The organism is Candidatus Saccharimonadales bacterium, assembly GCA_035317825.1.
Lineage (GTDB): Bacteria > Patescibacteriota > Saccharimonadia > Saccharimonadales > Saccharimonadaceae > DATHGB01.
In genome coordinates this window covers 36,954-54,065 of record DATHGB010000011.1, presented here as the reverse complement: position 1 = coordinate 54,065, position 17,112 = coordinate 36,954, and the positions used below count along the sequence as shown (strand labels likewise).

Genomic DNA, 17,112 nt, shown 5'->3' with positions numbered 1-17,112 from the left:
ACGGTATAGCGAGAAGATCGACGATCCTTGTCTGAAAGCTATATCATAAAAACGCATCTGCATAAAGTTAATATATAATGTACTTCATGCTTACAGATCCTAAAAATAGACAGTATCAAAATATTTTAAGCTTCGCTCGACCAAGCAATGACGACAGAATGGGTAAAGTTTTTAAAATCCTCAGTAATCTGCTGCTGTGTTTAGCAGGAGTTTTGTTCATTTATGGTAAATCATCTCAGGAGCACTTCCTCACACATCAGACTGAAAGTGGTATAGTCTTGGGTCTTACAGCTTTCTGTTTTCTAGAAGCGTTTGTACTTTTTATTGTCGTCTTTATCAGAATGACCGGTAGCCAGCTCAATCATACATATAGCAACAAAAGGCGCGCCTTCAATATAGTCAGCCTTTGGTTTCTCCTCCTCGCAACACTCGGTGTAGCTGTTTTTGTTATTACTTCAATATTAAAACTTTACTCTAATCAACAGTAACCAGAAGATATAAGCCCAAACAAAAAACGCCGACCGGTAGCGAAAATGTCGACGTTCTTTGTTTGGAGGGCCAGCGGGGACTTGAACCCCGGACACCCTGCTTAAGAGGCAGGTGCTCTAACCAGCTGAGCTACTGGCCCATATTTAACTCTAAAAACTATAGCAGATAGAGGTTAATCTGTAAATATGGGCTGGTATTGGATTTAAGACTTGGAAATCTTCTGGACAAGGACGTTACCAAATTCGTCAACGCTCAGCAACGAACGTTTTTCACCACCGGTAATTGCAATAATCGCCCACACAATCCACCAAAGGAAAAGAGTAAAGAATCCAATAATAAAGTGGAGGACATGGTTTACCTTGTGGCCTTTAATAACAACCGCTTGAAAGTCACTTTGTGACTCAATGCGACCGCCCCCGACAACTTGTGTTTGAAGGGTTTGGGCGAGAAGCGCTTTACGCTCTTCTGTGCTTTTTTTAGTGGTATTCTGCTGTTGAACTACATCCGTTTTGACTTCATTTTCCATAATAAAATTTTACCATATACAGCCACGCCAGGCTATTTTTTAGCACCCACCATCATAAGCCCCATAACGAGTAGACCTACACCCGTTCCAAGAACCGCACCTACGACAAGTTCGTCAGCTAAAAATCCAAGTCCGGCTCCAATAACAACACATCCAGCAAGTACTGTCCCGCCCGCTGAATTTGCCTGATCATTCGCTTGTTGTTTTTTTGTTGCCACTACGCCACCCTCCTATTAGATGATTTTATATTACAAGATCGCTACTTAAATTTAAAGGTTCGCACATGCTTGCTATAATAAGTATAGTGTCGTGATACACTGGAAATAATACATCGTAGGGGGAATATGAAAGCAGCACAAATTAGCACATACGGCGATCCGTCTGTTATCGAAATTAACGAAACCGACAAACCAACGCTCAAAGAAAATCAGGTTTTGGTTGAGGTTCACGCCGCCAGCCTTAACCCGTTCGACTCCAAGCTTCGCGAAGGATACATGAAAGAGCATATCCCCCTTCAATTTCCCTTCACGCTAGGTGGTGACATCGCCGGAATCGTAACCGAAGTAAGCGATGATGTGACCAGTTTTACCGTTGGTGACAAAGTATACGGACAAGCAGGTGGAACAGCCGGCAATAGCGGAGCGCTCGGTGAGTTCACAGCGGTTTTCGCAAAAAATATCGCCAAAAGCCCGAGCGGATTAGATTTTATCGAAGCGGCTTCTCTTGCACTCGTCGGTTCGTCGGCAATTCAAGCGATTAACCAGCATATCGCGCTGCAACCCGGTCAAAAGATCTTTATTCACGGTGGTGCTGGTGGAATCGGAACAATCGCCGTTCAAATTGCAAAGCATATTGGAGCATATGTCGCCACGACCGCTACGGGTAACGCGATTGAAACCGTTAAGCAACTCGGTGCTGACGAGGTAATTGACTATAAAACAAACGATTTCACTGAAATGCTTAGCGGCTACGACGCAGTATTCGATACAGTCGGAGGAGACGACTTTACTAAGTCTTTAGCCATCTTAAAAAAAGGTGGTATAGCCGTTTCTATGGCTGCGACTGCTAACGAGGCAAAAGCCAAAGAACTTGAAATTTCGGCAATACACCAATCTACAAAAGTAACGACCGAAGTTCTTGATACGCTCCGTGACCTCGTTGAGAATGGCACGGTAAAACCTCAAGTAAGTAACGTATTCCCTCTTGATCAGGTCAAGGAGGCATTTGAAACCCGAGAGTCAGGAACAACGACTGGCAAAATTATTGTCAAAATAAAATAATACAGAAATGCTCGAACTGATATAATAGCGTTAATGCTTATTATACGACCGCTCCAAAAAGGATTTACACTCGTCGAACTATTGATCGTGATTGCCGTGATTGCTATTCTTGCAGCTATCACAGTCATTGCGTATGACGGCGTGCAGGATCGCGCTAATGAGGCATCCGTTAAAGTTGATGTAAGTAACATTGCTAAACAAGTAGAGTACTTCAAAACAAGCCTTGGCCGATATCCGACAATTGCAGAGATGGACACCCTAAACATCAAGGTCAACAAGGCTGCGTATGGCGTTAATCCGACAGGTGCCACAGGATTTTATTGTGTCAAAACTGACGAATCAGAGTTTAGCATCGTAACGCGGGTAAAGTCGCAAATGGTCGTGCAGTATAGCTCAATCACTGGTCAAATCTCAGCTTATTCAGGATCGCAAACCGCGCCTCAGCTTTGTACGGATAGTGGTGTGTCGACCTCAACCTACTTGGCATTTACGACCAATGGCGTTTGGAATTCCTGGATCGCTAACTAGTTTTCTTCGTCAGGAATCGACCCAAGAAAAACAGGCTAGCTTTCGCTAACCTGTTTTTCTTGGTACACATTAGTCGGAGAAGTTCAAACCCTTCTCGCAGATCACTATGATCAAGCATAAATATATCTTATTGCGTAAATATGTAATATATGTTAAAATATACGTATGAAATCAAGAGAAGGCTTCCCTTACGGCCCTGCAATCATATCTGGAATTGAACCAATAGTTAATCCGCACGATCAACTAGACGCCTTAAAGATAGATCATGAAGTGGTAACCTGGCTCTGGTCAGCTTTAGGCGATGTCATGAATATTAACCAGAACCATCCAGATCCTCATCATATCTATGAGGGGGTAGAGTCTCTCTCGTCAAGTCAAGTTTTTAACCTTCGCGAGGAACTCCTGATGGCCAGAAAGCCAGATCTTGAAAAAGGCATTTTTCAAAGTGAAATTCCCCTCGACCTCCTTCATCTAGCAACTACCCATCTCCTCGCAACCGATTCAACGGAAAGTAACCGCAGAAAAAGCGAAAACTATATTGAAAGTAGACTTAGTTATTTATCCGACTCGTCACGAAGGGATGAGGTGCTGAAAAATAGTCTTGCTCATCGAGCTCTTGCGATTGATGCCAGCCAGGTCATTCAATCTTATCTTCAGCAAGAACCTGTTTAGGATAGACCACGAAAAACAGGCTAGCTTTCGCTAACCTGTTTTTCGTGGTACACCCGGCAAGATTCGAACTTGCGACACCTGGTTCCGAAGACCAGTGCTCTAATCCGCTGAGCTACGGGTGCGTAACTTTGTAATTATACCAGATTTTATCCCTACGCCAACCTGTAGCCAGGCGTATAAGTCCTTATTATGAAATATATTGCATATTTTAAAAAAACTGTTAAAATATCTAATGATGTTTGATAGAATTCGTTCTCCCAAAAAACCTACTTCGCAGTCAAAAGAGACCTCTCTTTCTCTTACGGTAAATCCAGAAAATAACAACTCTACTCCTAAAAATAGTGCCGAGGTCTACCGACCTACGCTCACTGACGGCCCATTAACATTCGTTAACAGCCAGCCCGACGAGCTATACGAAAGCGCGCGAAACAGCGAAAAAGGCAATATCGTACGCACGCTTACCGAACAACCTGTTGACGGCGTAACGCTTCATATGAGTTCTGACGAAGAACATTTCAAACTTCTTGGGACCATCGAATATCCTAGCAGCAAGGACGGGAAAGAGATCGCCGAACAAACATTCGACAAAATCTCTCAACACCTTGCTATGAGGGCACTTGCGGCCAACGATGAGATCATAGAACGAGGAGGCAATATTATTGTCCAAGGAGATAATGGTACGCAAATCGTTGTTGGACGAGGCAGAGGTTATTCTCAGGAAAATAAAATTAACGTATCTACTGGTGAAATAAAAGAGGGCTATGATGATTCCGTCGAAATCCTACCTCCACTTAAACTCAGCAGAGAAACATTCGACAGCGCCGTAAGCGATATTCTTGGTATTATGACAACGGCACTCTATGTCTCGTATGACACTGCACGCAAACCAATTCCCAAACAACAGATTAGAGTTACGCCGCCACAAAGCAAAGAAACTAGTTATGCCTTTCCTGGGGCAGGAGAAGAAAAAGGTAAAACACCGGAAAGTATTAGTAACGAGTTTGGCGTCGAACGGCCTGAAGTTTCGTTTGACGACATCGGTGGTCAGGATGAAGCGAAAAACGAAATTAAAAGCCTAGCATTTGCCCTCTCAAATCCCGACCTTTACAAAAAATGGGGTACAACGCCACCGAAAGGCGTATTGCTATACGGCGAACCTGGAACTGGCAAAACGCTCTTAGCAAAAGCATTGGCATCAGAAGTAAACGCGCCATTTTATTCGATTACAGCAAATGATATTACATCAAAATGGTACGGCCACTCTGAAAAACGCGTCCAAAAGATTTTTGATAAAGCAGCCGAAGACGACAGCGCAATTATCTATCTTGACGAAATCGACGCCATCATTCCAAACCGCAACGGATCACACGAAGCTTCGCAGCGCGTTATTAGCATTATCTTACAGAACATGGATGGCATGAAAACCAAAGGCAACGTTATGATTGTCGCATCAACCAACCGCAAAGATAGCATTGACCCGGCTATGCTTCGACCAGGACGACTTGATCGAATCATCGAAGTTAAACTCCCCGACGAACAAGGCCGCCACCAGGTTTTTGATATTCACATAGCAAAAGCTAACAGCCTTGCAGAACGTAACCTTTTTGATGAAAATATTGACATAGGCGCTATATCTAGTGATGCAGTAGATTTTAGTGGCGCAGATATCGCCGAAATTATCCGGCGAACATTAGAAAAGAAGGTACGCGACGAAGGGCTTACAGGGGTTGAGTCTTCGTTAGTGACAATGGATGACATCCTTACTGAACTCAAAGCTTACGAACGTATACGAAAAACCACCCCTGAACAAGAGTAATAATCCTGAGAGCAGTGCCTTCCTAGCAAGTTTTCGCATGTATGGCTATAATGAAAGCCAATGGATATTCATACAAATATACCTCTAAAAAACTATACGACGATGCGACTAGGCGGCAACGCTCGGTTTATGACAGAAGTCCATACTGCCGATGATGTTGCAGTTGTTTGCAATAATGCACATACGCAAAATCTTCCCATCTTTATACTTGGCGGTGGCAGTAACGTTATCGTTCGAGATGAAGGATTTCAAGGCATCATTATTCGTAATCGTATTCCGGGTTTTGAAGTTATTGCCGACGATTCAATGGGTACAACCATAAAAATCGGTGCAGGTGAAAACTGGGACGAAGTTGTTAAACGAGCAGTCGGCATGAACCTTTCAGGTATAGAGGCGATGTCGGCTATTCCAGGAACCGCAGGCGCCGCCCCTGTTCAGAATGTGGGCGCGTACGGCCAAGAAATTGCCGAAACACTCGTATCCGTTGAAGCGTACGACATTCAAACCAACCAATTCGTGCTTCTTTCCAATGCAGATTGCGGCTTCTCATACCGTCATAGTATTTTTCGCGGAACTGAGTCTGGCCGTTACGTAATTACTTCGATTACCCTTAAACTTTACAAAGCCGCACCCCAACCGCCATTTTATAAAGCAATCCAAGATTATTTCGAATCTCACGGCATTACTATTTTTACACCTCACGCAATCCGCGATGCAGTCACCGTTATCCGCAGTGATAAACTCCCCGACCCAGCGCTTACTCCAAATACGGGGTCGTTTTTTAAGAACGCGATCGTTGAAGATTGGCAGTTAAACGAACTACGGAAAGAATATCCCGATATTCCAACCTACGACATGTCCGATGGACGTTTTAAAGTCCCGACAGGGTGGCTCATTGAGCGAACCGGACTAAAGGGCAAAACCATTCACGGAATGCACATACACGATAAAAATGCTCTTGTCCTTATTAACGAATCTGCAAAAAGCTATTCTGATCTAGCTGCGGCACGCGACGAAATTATAGGTGCGGTTCGCGATCAGTTCCATATTATGATCGAACAAGAGCCTCTTGAAATTTAAAGACGCTTGCTTAGATTCACCAAACCTCTTATGCTAATAACATGAACCGTCGTGCTGGATTTACGCTTGTCGAGCTCCTCATTACTATTACCATTATGGTGATCTTAATGACCCTCGTCGTATTTAATTTGCGTTCCGTTCAGGTTAACGCCCGCGACGAAAAACGGGCAACCGATGCGGAAGTTATCGCAAGGGGATTAGAAATTCGATACGCCAATGGCAACCCTCGTGCGACTTCGGCTTATATCAATAAAAGCGAATATCCTGGAATTAATGAAATGTTCCATGCGTTAGGATTTACAAAGGCAGGATTTGTACCCACATCCGTCAGTGGTGGCTATCTCCAAGAACTTCTTCCTGGAACCGAAAAAATATTAGGCACGGGCAGCAACCTTGATTTTATGTGTGCGAGCGCCTGCGCCGCCGAAGTAGCAGCAACCGTCAATAGCATGACGACAATCAGTAAATACGTATACGAACCGATCGATTCGAGTAATAATGTATGTTTTAATGGAGGGTGTATACGTTTTAACCTCTATTATCGTACCGAGAAAGACAATGTTGTTCGTAAAATAATGAGTAAACACCAATGAAATTACCTACATACACCGAATCTGGATTCACTGCCGTTGAGTTATTAGTCACCTTGTTTGTTGCGGTGGCCTTTTTGGCTACCGGGTATCAACTATATACGGTTATCCTTCAGGACGGCGGGGCTGCAAGGACACAGGCCAAAGCCAGCAATATTGCTTACGCAGCCCTCCGTAAATATTCGCCTCAGGTAGTGAAGCCGTGTGTGGCTTCAAACCCCGCAGCGACGATTCCAGCTGGCAGCGGACTTCTCAACCCTACTATTAGCGTCAACATCAGCTGCCCGACTGGGACGGGCACGACCACAACGTCTAAAGTGCAAGTTACCGTAACCTACGGGCCAGCGCCCCAGGAGCAAGTTGTCCATGCGATTTTCGCTACGCCACAATAATAACCAACACTCAAAGGGTTTCACACTGGTAGAAATGCTTGTGGTTGCCCCTGTCGTTATTCTTGTCTTGGGGGCTTTCATCGCAGTTATGACTGCGATTGTCGGTGACGTATTAATCACCCGTGATCGTAGTACAGTCACTTTTGAAACCCAAGAGGCTCTTGATCGCATCGAGCAAGATACCCGTCTTGCTACGCAATTTTTAACAACCACAGGAACGCTCGCCTCACCTCAAGGAAGCGACAGTAATTTTGCAGGAACAGCTGCATTTACTAATACGAGTAACCTCATTCTGTCAACAAATGCAACAGATAAAACCCCTTCAGATACCACTCGTCAACTAGTGTACCGCGCAAACCAGCCAGCAGCCTGTGGCTCAGCAACGCAAAATTTTAATGTCATTCTGCCAGTTCAGATAATCTACTTTATAAAAAGCGGGTCTTTGTGGCGGCGAACCGTCGTCCCTACATACAATACCAACGCAACGGTTGATGCAAACACGGTGTGCGCCGTTCCATGGCAACGCAATACCTGCGTCCCTCCGTATACGGCAAGCGCTCGTTGCCAGACAAATGATGTCGAGGTCATGCAAGATGTAAGCTCCTTTGATGTGAAATATTACCTCGATGCGACCACAGCGACAGATCTGGGAGACGCCAGTGCGGGCAATGCGTCAACTATCGAAGTTACCATAAATGCTGCGAAAACAACGGCCGGACGTCAATTCACAAATAGCGGGGTGCTGCGTGTGGATAAACTTAACTAAGATGCTTGCGCTTATCCATCGAGAGTAGTATTATACTCACATAAAAGCAATTAACTAGGGGGCAATTAAGATGACTCTTAATAACATTAAAACTATGAAAAAGGACCGCGGCTTTACGCTTGTTGAGCTTTTGATCGTGATCGTCGTGATCGCTATTCTTGCGGCTATTACGATTGTGGCTTATAACGGAATTCAGAACCGTGCTAAGACAAGTGCAGGACAGAGCTTGGCAAATGCTACCGTCAAGAAGTTCGAAGCACTTAACGCTATTAAATCTGCCTACTTTTCTCCTGCAGGAGCCGTAACGGGCACAAGCATGAACTCGTACGCTAATACTGCACCAACCGTAGGCGAAGCAGTAGTTGACAATATTGGATCTATGCTTGGCACCGCTACAAGTGGAACAGTAAGTGGTCTTACTGCCAGTAATGCAAATAATGGCAATGCAGTCGCCGTTTGGGGATGTCCCGGAGGGGCGAGTATCTGGTACTGGGACTATGCAGCAGGAACCCCAGCTGCGACTCTTATTAAAGCTGGTGCTGGCTGTTAGTAGCTAACCTCTTAGCAAAATAAAAATAACCTGGAGAATATCCAGGTTATTTTTATGCAAACAAGGGCACACCTTGTAAAAGTCAAAGGTATTGCATAATACGCTTATGCCCGCTTGTATTTAATCCTGGTGGCACAGTCGACAATGCCGTACTGGTTAGACGGTTTTCTTCCAGTGCTTGATGTCCATCTGGCCAACCTCACCAGGGACGTATTGACGATCACTGAGACGGCGCTGGACATGGACACATGCTTCTTGGTGGTATGAAGCAGATCCGCTCGCTTCAGGTCGCAGCACATGCTTTAGTGACGCTGCCGAGTTCTTCGGCGGCCCGAAACCAGCCCAAACGGATACGGGCTTCGTAGACATGGAGTTGCTTGTCTGTCATGGAACGATACCTCATTTGCATTCCTTTCCAGCCTAACGGCTGTGAGTAAATGTGTGCAAGATGATGGTAGGTGTGGATAAGAACTTTTAGGATAATATTGCAGCATAAGCATATTAAGAGTATTCTTATTAAAGATAAGTATAATTAGGAGGCGAACATAACATGTTTCGTAGTGTTAAATCTTTAAAGTCTGATCGTGGCTTCACTCTCGTCGAGCTTTTGATCGTGATCGTCGTGATCGCTATTCTTGCGGCTATTACGATTGTGGCTTATAACGGAATTCAGAACCGAGCAAAAACAAGTGCCGGTCAAAGCCTTGCAACTTCAATAGTAAAAAAAACACAAGCATACAATACAATTAACTCATCCTATCCTACTTGGTGTCAGTTAACTACGAATAAAACAGACACTTCTCAAACAACCGGCACCTGTGGTGCAACAGGTACTATTAGTGCAGGTGCAGAAGCGAAGTTGGATGATCCTACGGATGTCGTATACGCATCTGCTGCCGCGGGTACTGGCTATTCAACGAGCAACAATAACAACAATCAAATTGTTGGCTACTATCTCTGTGGTGCAGCACTCGGCGCAAATGTATTCTATTACGACTATACTTCAAGTACAGTTACCTCCGTTAAAGTTGGTCCGGGCTGCTAGCTTAAGCACGTTACCCGCCTTTAAGGATATAGATATTAAAATAATACCCTGAGATCATCAGGGTATTATTTATTTACCGCTTACCGTTGGATGGCGTTAGTCATATGTGAGCGATCAATTTGATTTTTAGATTTAGAAGATTTGTTTTGAGTATTATAGTACTCAAATGGTGAAGTTATAAAATCATTCATTCCTAACGAAACCGCAAGCCAATCATCATGGTCATCGGGACTGCCGTTTACTCCGTGAGAATAATCAACCTGAGATAATTGATATCTAGTGGATTATCATTCTCAGCTTTCTCTATAGATATTATTTATCGCTAGGCAGTGGGAATTTTGCGACGAACTTCTTTACTTCGGCGCGGAGTTTTGCAAGTGTTTCTTCATCTTCACGAGCGTCAATTGCCTGTTTCATCCATTCTGCGATCTGCACCATATGCTCTTCCTTTAAGCCGCGTGTCGTAAGGGCTGGAGTACCTAAGCGAATGCCGCTTGGACGAAATGGTGGTAGTGGATCGTCGGCAACACTGTTAGCGTTCAAAGTCAGGCCAATCTTGTCTAATGCTTTTTCGGCAACTTTACCATCAATTCCAAAACTTTTGTATACATCAGCAAGGATCAGGTGGTTGCTTGTACCTCCAGTGATTAGTTGGAAACCCCGTTCTTGTAATGCGTCAGCTAGCGTAGACGCGTTTTTTACAATTTGGGCAGCATATATTTTGAATTCTGGTTGCAATGCCTCATGAAAGGCGACAGCTTTTGCTGCGATAGAGTGCATGTGAGGGCCGCCTTGCATACCCGGGAAGATCGAACGGTCAATTAGTGTCGGAATGTTTTCAAGAGTCTTCTCAGGAGCTTTAAGTGGGTTACCGACAGTTCCTTTTGATAGAATCAGACCGCCACGTGGACCACGAAGTGTTTTGTGGGTTGTAGTCGTAATAACATGGAATCCGTCATCGAATGGGTTACGGGCAACGCCGCCGGCGATGAGGCCTGCAATGTGTGCCATGTCAGCCATTAGTAGCGCGCCGACTTCGTTACCAATTGCAGCAAACTTAGCGTAGTCCAGTTCGCGTGGGTACGCACTAAATCCTGCAAGGATAATTTTTGGCTTATGCGTCAGTGCTAGCTGTCGCAGCTCATCATAGTCAATCTCACCAGTCGCAGGATCTTTCATCTTATAACGAATAAAGTTATATAGATGCGCACTACGCGTCACGGGTGCTCCGTGCGTTAGATGTCCTCCGTGAGATAGGTCCATTGCAAGCACTGTGTCGCCTGGTTCTAACCATGCGCTGTATACCGCTTCGTTTGCTGGTGCGCCCGAATGTGGCTGTACGTTGGCATGATCGGCATTAAATAGCTTCTTAGCCCTATCGATAGCTAGCTGTTCGACTTGGTCGGTAAATTCTTGTCCGCCGTAGTAGCGCCTGCCTGGATACCCTTCGGAATACTTATTCGTAAATATGCTTCCTAGCGCGTTCAGTACTTCACGGCTTACATAGTTTTCGCTTGGAATAAGCTCTAGTCCGTCACGTTCTCGTTGTTCTTCACCTGTAATTAAATCGGCAATTTGTGTATCCTGCATGGCTGTACCTCTCCTATTTACGTCTTATTATAGCAGCTTGACCGTATATCATACATGATATATACTAAAATTCATGCAAACTGACACCTACCTAGACAAAATCGGTGATTTAATTCAAGAAATACGTCAGTCAAGGGGTTACACCCAAGCCCAGCTGGCCGAAGCGCTTGGCACCAGCCAAAGTGCTATTAACCGTATCGAAAAGGGTGGACAAAATATCAGCCTTGAGATGATAGCCAGAATCAGCGAAGTCCTCTCTAGTGAGATCGTCAGCCTTAATAAGTCAGGTAAAATTAACCTTCGCATACACGGTGGCAAAAAGCTATCGGGTAGTATTGAAGTTAAAACGAGCAAGAACGCGGCTGTCGGTTTACTATGTGCCGCGCTTTTAAACAAAGGCAAAACGACCCTTCGCCGAGTTGCACGTATTGAAGAAGTTAACCGCATTATCGAAGTACTTCAAAGTATTGGCGTAAAAGTTCGCTGGCTTAAAAATAACGATCTAGAAATTATTCCGCCAAAGCGACTTCAGTTAGATAAAATGGACATCAAAGCCGCGAAGCGAACTCGTACCGTTATCATGTTCCTTGGCCCGCTCTTGCATCAATACGACGATTTTAAGCTACCGTTTGCCGGCGGATGTAACCTTGGCACACGTACGGTCGAACCCCACATGGTCGGTTTAGCGCCATTTGGACTAAGTGTTGAAGCAAAGCCAAACACCGACTACTACCATGCTACTGTTCATGAAAAAAAGATCGAGAAGACGATCCTCCTTACCGAACGTGGTGACACGGTTACCGAAAATGTCATTATGGCTGCTGCGCTATACGATGGTATAACCACTATCCGTAACGCCAGCCCAAACTATATGGTGCAGGACGTTTGTTTCTTCCTAGAAAAACTCGGTGTCAAGATTGAAGGAATCGGCACGACAATTCTAAAGATTAAGGGTGTCAAAAGCATCAATAAAGACGTCGAGTACTGCCCAAGCGAAGACCCTATCGAAGCAATGAGCCTTGTAGCTGCAGCCGTTGTCACTGATTCTGAAATTACTATCCAGCGCGCACCAATCGAATTCATCGAACTGGAGTTGGCAATACTTTCCGGCATGGGCTTGCAGTTTGAATTAACTGATGAGTACAAAGCCCGAAACGGACAGTCTCGTCTCGTTGATATCAGCATCAAACGTTCTGTCCTTCATGCTCCAAAAGATAAGCTCCACAGCATGCCCTTTCCTGGTGTGAATATGGATAACCTTCCTTTCCTGGGTTTGATCGCAACCAAAGCTCATGGCCGCACGCTAGTGCACGACTGGTCATACGAAAACCGCGCGATTTACTTTACCGAACTCACAAAGCTAAACGCGCATATTGAACTTGTCGACCCGCACCGTGTATTTATTCACGGCCCAACAAAATGGAAACCCGCAGATGTGGTTGCCCCGCCCGCACTTCGTCCATCGGTCGTTATTTTGCTTGCCATGCTTGCCGCGCCTGGCCGATCGATCCTGCGTGACGTTTATTCGATCAACCGCGGATACGAAGATTTTGCAAATCGGCTCAACGCACTTGGTGCTGAAATCGAAACTATTCGAGAAATCTAACGGTGAAAATTAATAAAGTTCATCATATTGCGATCATTGCATCGGATTACGAGAAGTCAAAAGCCTTCTATACAGATATTGTAGGCGCTACGATCTTGGACGAATATTACAGAAAAGAACGAGACTCATATAAGCTTGATCTTGCTATCAACGGCGAATACCTATTAGAGCTTTTCTCATTCCCAAATCCGCCCTTGCGTCCTACTTATCCCGAAGCAACTGGTCTTCGCCATATAGCCTTTGAAGTTGATGATGTTGAAGCAGTCCTAAAGGAATTACAAAGCAAAAATATAAAAACGACTAGGCTTCAAAACGATCCATACACGAATAAGAAGACTATTTTCTTCTTTGATCCGGATGATTTGCCGATTGAGGTTTATGAAAAATAAAAGAAATGTATAAAGCATTCCTTTTTATGATACCTTAGAGCCGGATAGTGAGGGATGTTCGAACTGCTACTCTACTGTATAGGTGAATACTTCGACAGGAATTCCACGTTGTCGCGCCTTATCTATTGTGTCTTGCGTGCCTGCACTGGCGTTGATTTGGAACGCAAGTATTTCGTCGCTTGCATTTATCACTTCGGTATTTCGTAGGAAGTATGTTTTTTCATTGGGTTCAGTTTGGTCGAGATTAGAAATTAGAGATCCAAGTTTGTCTACTGTCATAAGTTGTTGAATTAATGCTTCCGACTGATCTACCGTTATGACGCCCTCTTTGGCTCGCTTACGATAATGAGCTATGTACATGTCAAGGGAGGTTGGCAAGAATATCTTCAATCGCGACCCATCAGGAGCGTGTATTAATGCTAACTCCGTTGCGAGGTAGTCTACGCCTAGTGCTCCACCAGCCACAATACCCGCACCGTTTTGCAAAACGGCGGTAACTTCACGTTTTAAATCTGCCTCCATTTCTGGGCTTGATTTTCGCCATGAGCCAGTTATTCCGATCCATTTCATGTAGCTATCATACCAAAATTAAAAAGACACTGTAACAGTGTCTTTTTAAGCATAACCTCTATGAGGCAGGATAGTGAGGGATGTTCGAACCAGTATTAGGCGAGTTTCTTCTCGAGCGTAGCAATTCGTTTTTCAAGTCGATCAATTTGTAAACTAAGTGCAGCACGTTCGTGATCATCTTTTTCTCTTTGATGGGTATCGCCGTCAACAACCTCATAAACACGCTGTACGTCTTGACGCACCTTTTGAAGATCACTACGAGTACTTTCAAACTCGGTCTGCATATACTTGAATAGTTTTGTAAATTGATCTTCGCTCATATACTATCCATTATGCGCCTCTTTGAAGTAGGGTCAATATCTTTGCCTATATAGGATAGTAAGGGATGTTCGAACTACACTGATCGACTCAAGTTTTAACACAGAAAGTCGTTAATTAGTGGCGAGAGTAAAGTCGAAAATGAGAAAAGAATCATCATCAGTAACCTCCCGACCGATGTACGCGTAATAACCAGAAAGGACTTGGCGCTGATGCTCTTTATCTCGATACGCTTCGTGTGTAGGGTTGTCTAGTGGTAATGTTGCAAATGTCTCTTCTTTTTTATTAGCGATACGAAGCTTGCCAACTATTTCTCCTGTTTCGGAATTTTGGTAATTTACTACATCGCCAACTTTAAAATGATCGTATTTTTTGCCAAAACGATACGTTGTGAGTTTTTGATTGTCTTTAATGAATTGTATAAGCTCAGGAGCGAACGCGATGCTATGTGCATCTGGCTTAAATTCAGACATATTTACAGTAGTAGTATCAGGCACATTAATCATAAGTAATAGTATAGCAAACTAAAAGACACCAAACGGTGTCTTTTAGGCATAACCTCTATGGGGCGGGATAGTAACAGATGTTCGAACTATTCTCATTAATCTTCATTAAAAAGTATTGAGCTTATATACTATACACATGCCCAAGCCTACCCATAGCCAAATCGAACACCTGCTGAAAAATATAGTTCTGCCTTTTTACCATATAAAGCGCGATATGCCCCTACCTATCGGAGAGCGTCGATGGGAAAATGATGCAGAACATTCTTGGTCTGTAGCTATGTTAGCGTGCAGTCTAGCTCATGAAATAGACCCGACTTTAGATGTAGGTAAGATTTGTCAATTTGCGGTTGCCCACGATGTCGTGGAGGTCTATGCCAATGACACGTCTGCTTTTGCAAGTGAAGCCGAACTAGCGACGAAAGATCAGCGTGAAGAACAAGCAATGCTTACCATCGCTGAAGAATTTGCTCATTTTCCATGGATTATTCGAACCATTGAAGCGTATGAGCGTAAAGACACAGATGAAGCTAGATTTGTGTATGCCTTAGATAAGTACATTGCGGTTACTTATGATTATATCGACGAAGGCAAGTTGTTCCGTGAGCGAAAAGTCACACTCGAGGATTACAACAAGAGTCTTGAAACTCACCGCGCAAAAGCACAGAGTTATCCTGCGGTTGGGAAGTACTATAATGAAGTGAGAGATTTACTTGATGCTCATCCTGGCTTCTTTCATCAAAATAAAGAGACTTCCAAATAGAAGTCCCTTCTCATTATGCTTGGGCTGGGATAGTGAAAGATTGTTCATGTTCGAACTGTTACTATTGATTATAACGTTAGGCCAAAGGCTTGAAGCGCGGTTTCGTGACGCCGTTGTCCTCTATTAGTTCAAGAAAATCTTCTGCTGTCCTTACCCAAACGATATTCTTCTTCAGCGAACGATAAACTACGCACGGTAATTCACTGTTCTCTATGAATCCCGTCGCTACCACTTCGTAGATCCCGCCTTTGTAGTGTTGAAAACGCTGACCGTTTCTAGGGCGCGCAAACTCTTTCCAGTTATCTAGTATTTCTTCGAGGGGCTTCGACTTAGGCATGTATTTATAATAACAAAAAGACCCCGAAGAGATCTTTTTAATTATGCCCTGGGGCGAGATAGTGAGGGATGTTCGAACTTATTTTATCGAGTCATCGCTTCAATCGCCATAGTCTCTGGATCAAGTTCGCGATCTGATTTATACTCGAATCGAGCAAAAATAGTACTCGTATTGGGATCAAAGATTCTATCGACAATAGCGCGGACTGATGGAAATAGCTTTTCTTGCTTGATTTCATTTTCTGTCAACCAAACTAATTCACCTTCTTCTGTCTGCATAACTTCACCAGAATCATATTCACCACTAAAATGGAAGATCATCCAGTTGCCAGGCTCGGCCTTAACTGGCTCAACTTCGAAAATAACAGCTTCTAATTTAAGATTTCTGACGGTTACGCCAGTTTCCTCAAACGCTTCACGTTTGGCTGCTGTTAAAGGGTCTTCATTCAAGTCTATTTTTCCACCAACAGGATGAACGACGCCCGCCGCCCAGCGTTTGAGGGTAGAGCGCCTTAGGACGAGATACTTGTCATCTTTACGGATAAAGATGTTCGCACACATAACAAGGTGATGGATATCAGGTTCATGATTAATTGCCATAAGAGCAGTATATCAGCTTTCTGGCTTTGAAGGCTTGTGATAGAAAAGCAGCAAATAAAAAAACAGACTTCCGAAAAAGTCTGCTTCATTATGCTTATGCTTGGGGCGAATGATGGGGATTGAACCCACTACCTCCGGAACCACAACCCGGCGCTCTAACCAGATGAGCTACATTCGCCAAATACTATGCAATTGTAGCATAGTTAACAGAGTAAAAAAAGTTTTAACTAGCCGTATGGATTATATTTACGAGCAGGAGGCTCAATAAATGTAGATCTTGCGACTGGGGGTATGCTTGATCTAGGATTTCGTGACTGAACTTTCAGTCTACTACGTCCTGGCATTGGATTATCTGTAATTTGTGATTCCCTCTCCTGCTGGCCAGGACCACCAGCAATCATAGAGTCTCGGTATCTACCTACCGAACTACGGTTTCTTTCCATATGGTGTCTATCGGCAAATGATTGAGTGCTTGTCGAACCAAGATTCGTCCCATGTGCAGCGTCTGCATAGCCCGTACTATGGAAAAAAGGCCTGTCGTCTGGTTGGTTAGCAAATTTATTAATGCCCATGCTTTTTATTATACCGTAAATGCTGTTATAATTTGAGAGCGCGCGGGCGTCGTATAATGGCTAATATGCCTGCCTTCCAAGCAAGCGATGAGAGTTCGATTCTCTCCGCCCGCACCATTTGAAATTATTCT

General features: G+C 44.1%; 24 protein-coding genes and 4 tRNA genes. 15 read left to right on the top strand and 13 right to left on the bottom strand.

The window, feature by feature from the left end:
• Positions 1-86 precede the first annotated feature (86 nt).
• On the top strand, positions 87-488 hold the full coding sequence (locus tag VK497_02150; GenBank protein ID HMI09177.1) for a hypothetical protein: 402 nt from the start codon (positions 87-89) through the stop codon (positions 486-488).
• A gap of 63 nt (positions 489-551) precedes the next feature.
• Here VK497_02150 and VK497_02145 read toward each other — a convergent pair.
• The 3 genes from VK497_02145 to VK497_02135 form a co-directional block, all read right to left on the bottom strand.
• Positions 552-628: transfer RNA gene (locus VK497_02145), tRNA-Lys, on the bottom strand.
• 63 nt (positions 629-691) lie between these two features.
• Entirely contained in the window at positions 692-1,015 is a 324-nt protein-coding gene (locus VK497_02140) for a hypothetical protein (GenBank protein HMI09176.1), read from the bottom strand.
• A gap of 32 nt (positions 1,016-1,047) precedes the next feature.
• A complete protein-coding gene (locus VK497_02135) occupies positions 1,048-1,233 on the bottom strand; it encodes a hypothetical protein (GenBank protein ID HMI09175.1) in 186 nt (61 codons plus the stop codon).
• Between the two features lie 126 nt (positions 1,234-1,359).
• Here VK497_02135 and VK497_02130 point away from each other — a divergent pair, with 126 nt between their 5' ends.
• The 3 genes from VK497_02130 to VK497_02120 all read left to right on the top strand — a co-directional run bounded on the left by VK497_02130 (position 1,360) and on the right by VK497_02120 (position 3,495).
• Positions 1,360-2,295: an NADP-dependent oxidoreductase gene (locus VK497_02130; GenBank protein HMI09174.1), complete on the top strand. Its 936-nt coding sequence runs from the start codon at positions 1,360-1,362 to the stop codon at positions 2,293-2,295.
• A gap of 33 nt (positions 2,296-2,328) precedes the next feature.
• Positions 2,329-2,823, top strand: a complete 495-nt coding sequence (locus tag VK497_02125; GenBank protein HMI09173.1) for a prepilin-type N-terminal cleavage/methylation domain-containing protein — start codon at positions 2,329-2,331, stop codon at positions 2,821-2,823.
• Between the two features lie 165 nt (positions 2,824-2,988).
• Entirely contained in the window at positions 2,989-3,495 is a 507-nt protein-coding gene (locus tag VK497_02120) for a hypothetical protein (GenBank protein HMI09172.1), read from the top strand.
• Between the two features lie 45 nt (positions 3,496-3,540).
• Here VK497_02120 and VK497_02115 read toward each other — a convergent pair.
• Positions 3,541-3,617: transfer RNA gene (locus VK497_02115), tRNA-Arg, on the bottom strand.
• A gap of 110 nt (positions 3,618-3,727) precedes the next feature.
• Here VK497_02115 and VK497_02110 point away from each other — a divergent pair.
• The 6 genes from VK497_02110 (at position 3,728) to VK497_02085 (ending at position 8,689) form a co-directional block, all read left to right on the top strand.
• Positions 3,728-5,311: an AAA family ATPase gene (locus VK497_02110; GenBank protein ID HMI09171.1), complete on the top strand. Its 1,584-nt coding sequence runs from the start codon at positions 3,728-3,730 to the stop codon at positions 5,309-5,311.
• 60 nt (positions 5,312-5,371) lie between these two features.
• Positions 5,372-6,391 (top strand): UDP-N-acetylmuramate dehydrogenase, encoded by a 1,020-nt coding sequence (gene murB, locus VK497_02105; protein ID HMI09170.1) that lies wholly within the window; start codon positions 5,372-5,374, stop codon positions 6,389-6,391.
• A gap of 41 nt (positions 6,392-6,432) precedes the next feature.
• Positions 6,433-6,984: a type II secretion system protein gene (locus VK497_02100; GenBank protein ID HMI09169.1), complete on the top strand. Its 552-nt coding sequence runs from the start codon at positions 6,433-6,435 to the stop codon at positions 6,982-6,984.
• On the top strand, positions 6,981-7,373 hold the full coding sequence (locus VK497_02095) for a hypothetical protein (protein HMI09168.1): 393 nt from the start codon (positions 6,981-6,983) through the stop codon (positions 7,371-7,373). Before VK497_02100 ends, VK497_02095 begins: the two co-directional genes overlap by 4 nt.
• Complete coding sequence (locus VK497_02090; protein HMI09167.1) at positions 7,348-8,139, top strand: prepilin-type N-terminal cleavage/methylation domain-containing protein; 792 nt, start codon at positions 7,348-7,350, stop codon at positions 8,137-8,139. Before VK497_02095 ends, VK497_02090 begins: the two co-directional genes overlap by 26 nt.
• Before the next feature lie 94 nt (positions 8,140-8,233).
• Positions 8,234-8,689 carry a prepilin-type N-terminal cleavage/methylation domain-containing protein gene (locus VK497_02085; protein HMI09166.1) on the top strand — a complete coding sequence of 152 codons (456 nt, stop codon included), beginning with the start codon at positions 8,234-8,236 and terminating at the stop codon, positions 8,687-8,689.
• Positions 8,690-8,845: 156 nt separating this feature from the next.
• On the opposite strand, the gene VK497_02080 is transcribed toward VK497_02085, so the two are convergent.
• On the bottom strand, positions 8,846-9,058 hold the full coding sequence (locus tag VK497_02080) for a hypothetical protein (protein ID HMI09165.1): 213 nt from the start codon (positions 9,056-9,058) through the stop codon (positions 8,846-8,848).
• A 181-nt stretch (positions 9,059-9,239) separates the two neighbouring features.
• On the opposite strand from VK497_02080, the gene VK497_02075 reads away from it, so the two are divergent.
• Complete coding sequence (locus tag VK497_02075; protein ID HMI09164.1) at positions 9,240-9,734, top strand: prepilin-type N-terminal cleavage/methylation domain-containing protein; 495 nt, start codon at positions 9,240-9,242, stop codon at positions 9,732-9,734.
• Between the two features lie 312 nt (positions 9,735-10,046).
• On the opposite strand, the gene glyA is transcribed toward VK497_02075, so the two are convergent.
• Positions 10,047-11,324: a serine hydroxymethyltransferase gene (gene glyA, locus VK497_02070; protein ID HMI09163.1), complete on the bottom strand. Its 1,278-nt coding sequence runs from the start codon at positions 11,322-11,324 to the stop codon at positions 10,047-10,049.
• Between the two features lie 73 nt (positions 11,325-11,397).
• On the opposite strand from glyA, the gene VK497_02065 reads away from it, so the two are divergent.
• Positions 11,398-12,930, top strand: a complete 1,533-nt coding sequence (locus VK497_02065) for a UDP-N-acetylglucosamine 1-carboxyvinyltransferase (protein HMI09162.1) — start codon at positions 11,398-11,400, stop codon at positions 12,928-12,930.
• A gap of 2 nt (positions 12,931-12,932) precedes the next feature.
• Positions 12,933-13,319 (top strand): VOC family protein, encoded by a 387-nt coding sequence (locus tag VK497_02060; protein ID HMI09161.1) that lies wholly within the window; start codon positions 12,933-12,935, stop codon positions 13,317-13,319.
• Positions 13,320-13,385: 66 nt separating this feature from the next.
• Here VK497_02060 and VK497_02055 read toward each other — a convergent pair whose 3' ends face one another.
• The 3 genes from VK497_02055 to VK497_02045 form a co-directional block, all read right to left on the bottom strand.
• The gene (locus tag VK497_02055) at positions 13,386-13,889 is read right to left on the bottom strand and encodes a hypothetical protein (protein ID HMI09160.1); all 504 of its coding nucleotides are present in this window, start codon (positions 13,887-13,889) and stop codon (positions 13,386-13,388) included.
• 95 nt (positions 13,890-13,984) lie between these two features.
• Positions 13,985-14,209 (bottom strand): hypothetical protein, encoded by a 225-nt coding sequence (locus VK497_02050; protein ID HMI09159.1) that lies wholly within the window; start codon positions 14,207-14,209, stop codon positions 13,985-13,987.
• 111 nt (positions 14,210-14,320) lie between these two features.
• Positions 14,321-14,680: a hypothetical protein gene (locus VK497_02045; GenBank protein HMI09158.1), complete on the bottom strand. Its 360-nt coding sequence runs from the start codon at positions 14,678-14,680 to the stop codon at positions 14,321-14,323.
• Between the two features lie 169 nt (positions 14,681-14,849).
• Here VK497_02045 and VK497_02040 point away from each other — a divergent pair, with 169 nt between their 5' ends.
• Positions 14,850-15,473 (top strand): HD domain-containing protein, encoded by a 624-nt coding sequence (locus VK497_02040; GenBank protein HMI09157.1) that lies wholly within the window; start codon positions 14,850-14,852, stop codon positions 15,471-15,473.
• 76 nt (positions 15,474-15,549) lie between these two features.
• Here VK497_02040 and VK497_02035 read toward each other — a convergent pair whose 3' ends face one another.
• The 4 genes from VK497_02035 to VK497_02020 form a co-directional block, all read right to left on the bottom strand.
• Complete coding sequence (locus tag VK497_02035; GenBank protein ID HMI09156.1) at positions 15,550-15,810, bottom strand: DUF1653 domain-containing protein; 261 nt, start codon at positions 15,808-15,810, stop codon at positions 15,550-15,552.
• A gap of 83 nt (positions 15,811-15,893) precedes the next feature.
• Positions 15,894-16,409, bottom strand: coding sequence for an NUDIX domain-containing protein (locus VK497_02030; protein HMI09155.1), 516 nt, complete (start codon positions 16,407-16,409; stop codon positions 15,894-15,896).
• Between the two features lie 101 nt (positions 16,410-16,510).
• Positions 16,511-16,587, bottom strand: a tRNA-His gene (locus VK497_02025).
• Positions 16,588-16,636: 49 nt separating this feature from the next.
• Positions 16,637-16,981, bottom strand: a complete 345-nt coding sequence (locus VK497_02020) for a hypothetical protein (protein ID HMI09154.1) — start codon at positions 16,979-16,981, stop codon at positions 16,637-16,639.
• 42 nt (positions 16,982-17,023) lie between these two features.
• Here VK497_02020 and VK497_02015 point away from each other — a divergent pair.
• Positions 17,024-17,098 (top strand) — tRNA-Gly (locus VK497_02015).
• The last annotated feature ends 14 nt before the right edge of the window (positions 17,099-17,112 follow it).

Bases quoted from the DNA above. Each gene is read 5' to 3' on its own strand.
- VK497_02150 (HMI09177.1), top strand. From the start codon at position 87: ATGCTTACAGATCCTAAAAATAGACAGTATCAAAATATTTTAAGCTTC.
- VK497_02140 (HMI09176.1), bottom strand. From the start codon at position 1,015: ATGGAAAATGAAGTCAAAACGGATGTAGTTCAACAGCAGAATACCACT.
- VK497_02130 (HMI09174.1), top strand. From the start codon at position 1,360: ATGAAAGCAGCACAAATTAGCACATACGGCGATCCGTCTGTTATCGAA.
- VK497_02125 (HMI09173.1), top strand. From the start codon at position 2,329: ATGCTTATTATACGACCGCTCCAAAAAGGATTTACACTCGTCGAACTA.
- VK497_02120 (HMI09172.1), top strand. From the start codon at position 2,989: ATGAAATCAAGAGAAGGCTTCCCTTACGGCCCTGCAATCATATCTGGA.
- VK497_02110 (HMI09171.1), top strand. From the start codon at position 3,728: ATGATGTTTGATAGAATTCGTTCTCCCAAAAAACCTACTTCGCAGTCA.
- murB (HMI09170.1), top strand. From the start codon at position 5,372: ATGGATATTCATACAAATATACCTCTAAAAAACTATACGACGATGCGA.
- VK497_02100 (HMI09169.1), top strand. From the start codon at position 6,433: ATGAACCGTCGTGCTGGATTTACGCTTGTCGAGCTCCTCATTACTATT.
- VK497_02095 (HMI09168.1), top strand. From the start codon at position 6,981: ATGAAATTACCTACATACACCGAATCTGGATTCACTGCCGTTGAGTTA.
- VK497_02090 (HMI09167.1), top strand. From the start codon at position 7,348: ATGCGATTTTCGCTACGCCACAATAATAACCAACACTCAAAGGGTTTC.
- VK497_02085 (HMI09166.1), top strand. From the start codon at position 8,234: ATGAAAAAGGACCGCGGCTTTACGCTTGTTGAGCTTTTGATCGTGATC.
- VK497_02080 (HMI09165.1), bottom strand. From the start codon at position 9,058: ATGTCTACGAAGCCCGTATCCGTTTGGGCTGGTTTCGGGCCGCCGAAG.
- VK497_02075 (HMI09164.1), top strand. From the start codon at position 9,240: ATGTTTCGTAGTGTTAAATCTTTAAAGTCTGATCGTGGCTTCACTCTC.
- glyA (HMI09163.1), bottom strand. From the start codon at position 11,324: ATGCAGGATACACAAATTGCCGATTTAATTACAGGTGAAGAACAACGA.
- VK497_02065 (HMI09162.1), top strand. From the start codon at position 11,398: ATGCAAACTGACACCTACCTAGACAAAATCGGTGATTTAATTCAAGAA.
- VK497_02055 (HMI09160.1), bottom strand. From the start codon at position 13,889: ATGAAATGGATCGGAATAACTGGCTCATGGCGAAAATCAAGCCCAGAA.
- VK497_02050 (HMI09159.1), bottom strand. From the start codon at position 14,209: ATGAGCGAAGATCAATTTACAAAACTATTCAAGTATATGCAGACCGAG.
- VK497_02045 (HMI09158.1), bottom strand. From the start codon at position 14,680: ATGTCTGAATTTAAGCCAGATGCACATAGCATCGCGTTCGCTCCTGAG.
- VK497_02040 (HMI09157.1), top strand. From the start codon at position 14,850: ATGCCCAAGCCTACCCATAGCCAAATCGAACACCTGCTGAAAAATATA.
- VK497_02035 (HMI09156.1), bottom strand. From the start codon at position 15,810: ATGCCTAAGTCGAAGCCCCTCGAAGAAATACTAGATAACTGGAAAGAG.
- VK497_02030 (HMI09155.1), bottom strand. From the start codon at position 16,409: ATGGCAATTAATCATGAACCTGATATCCATCACCTTGTTATGTGTGCG.
- VK497_02020 (HMI09154.1), bottom strand. From the start codon at position 16,981: ATGGGCATTAATAAATTTGCTAACCAACCAGACGACAGGCCTTTTTTC.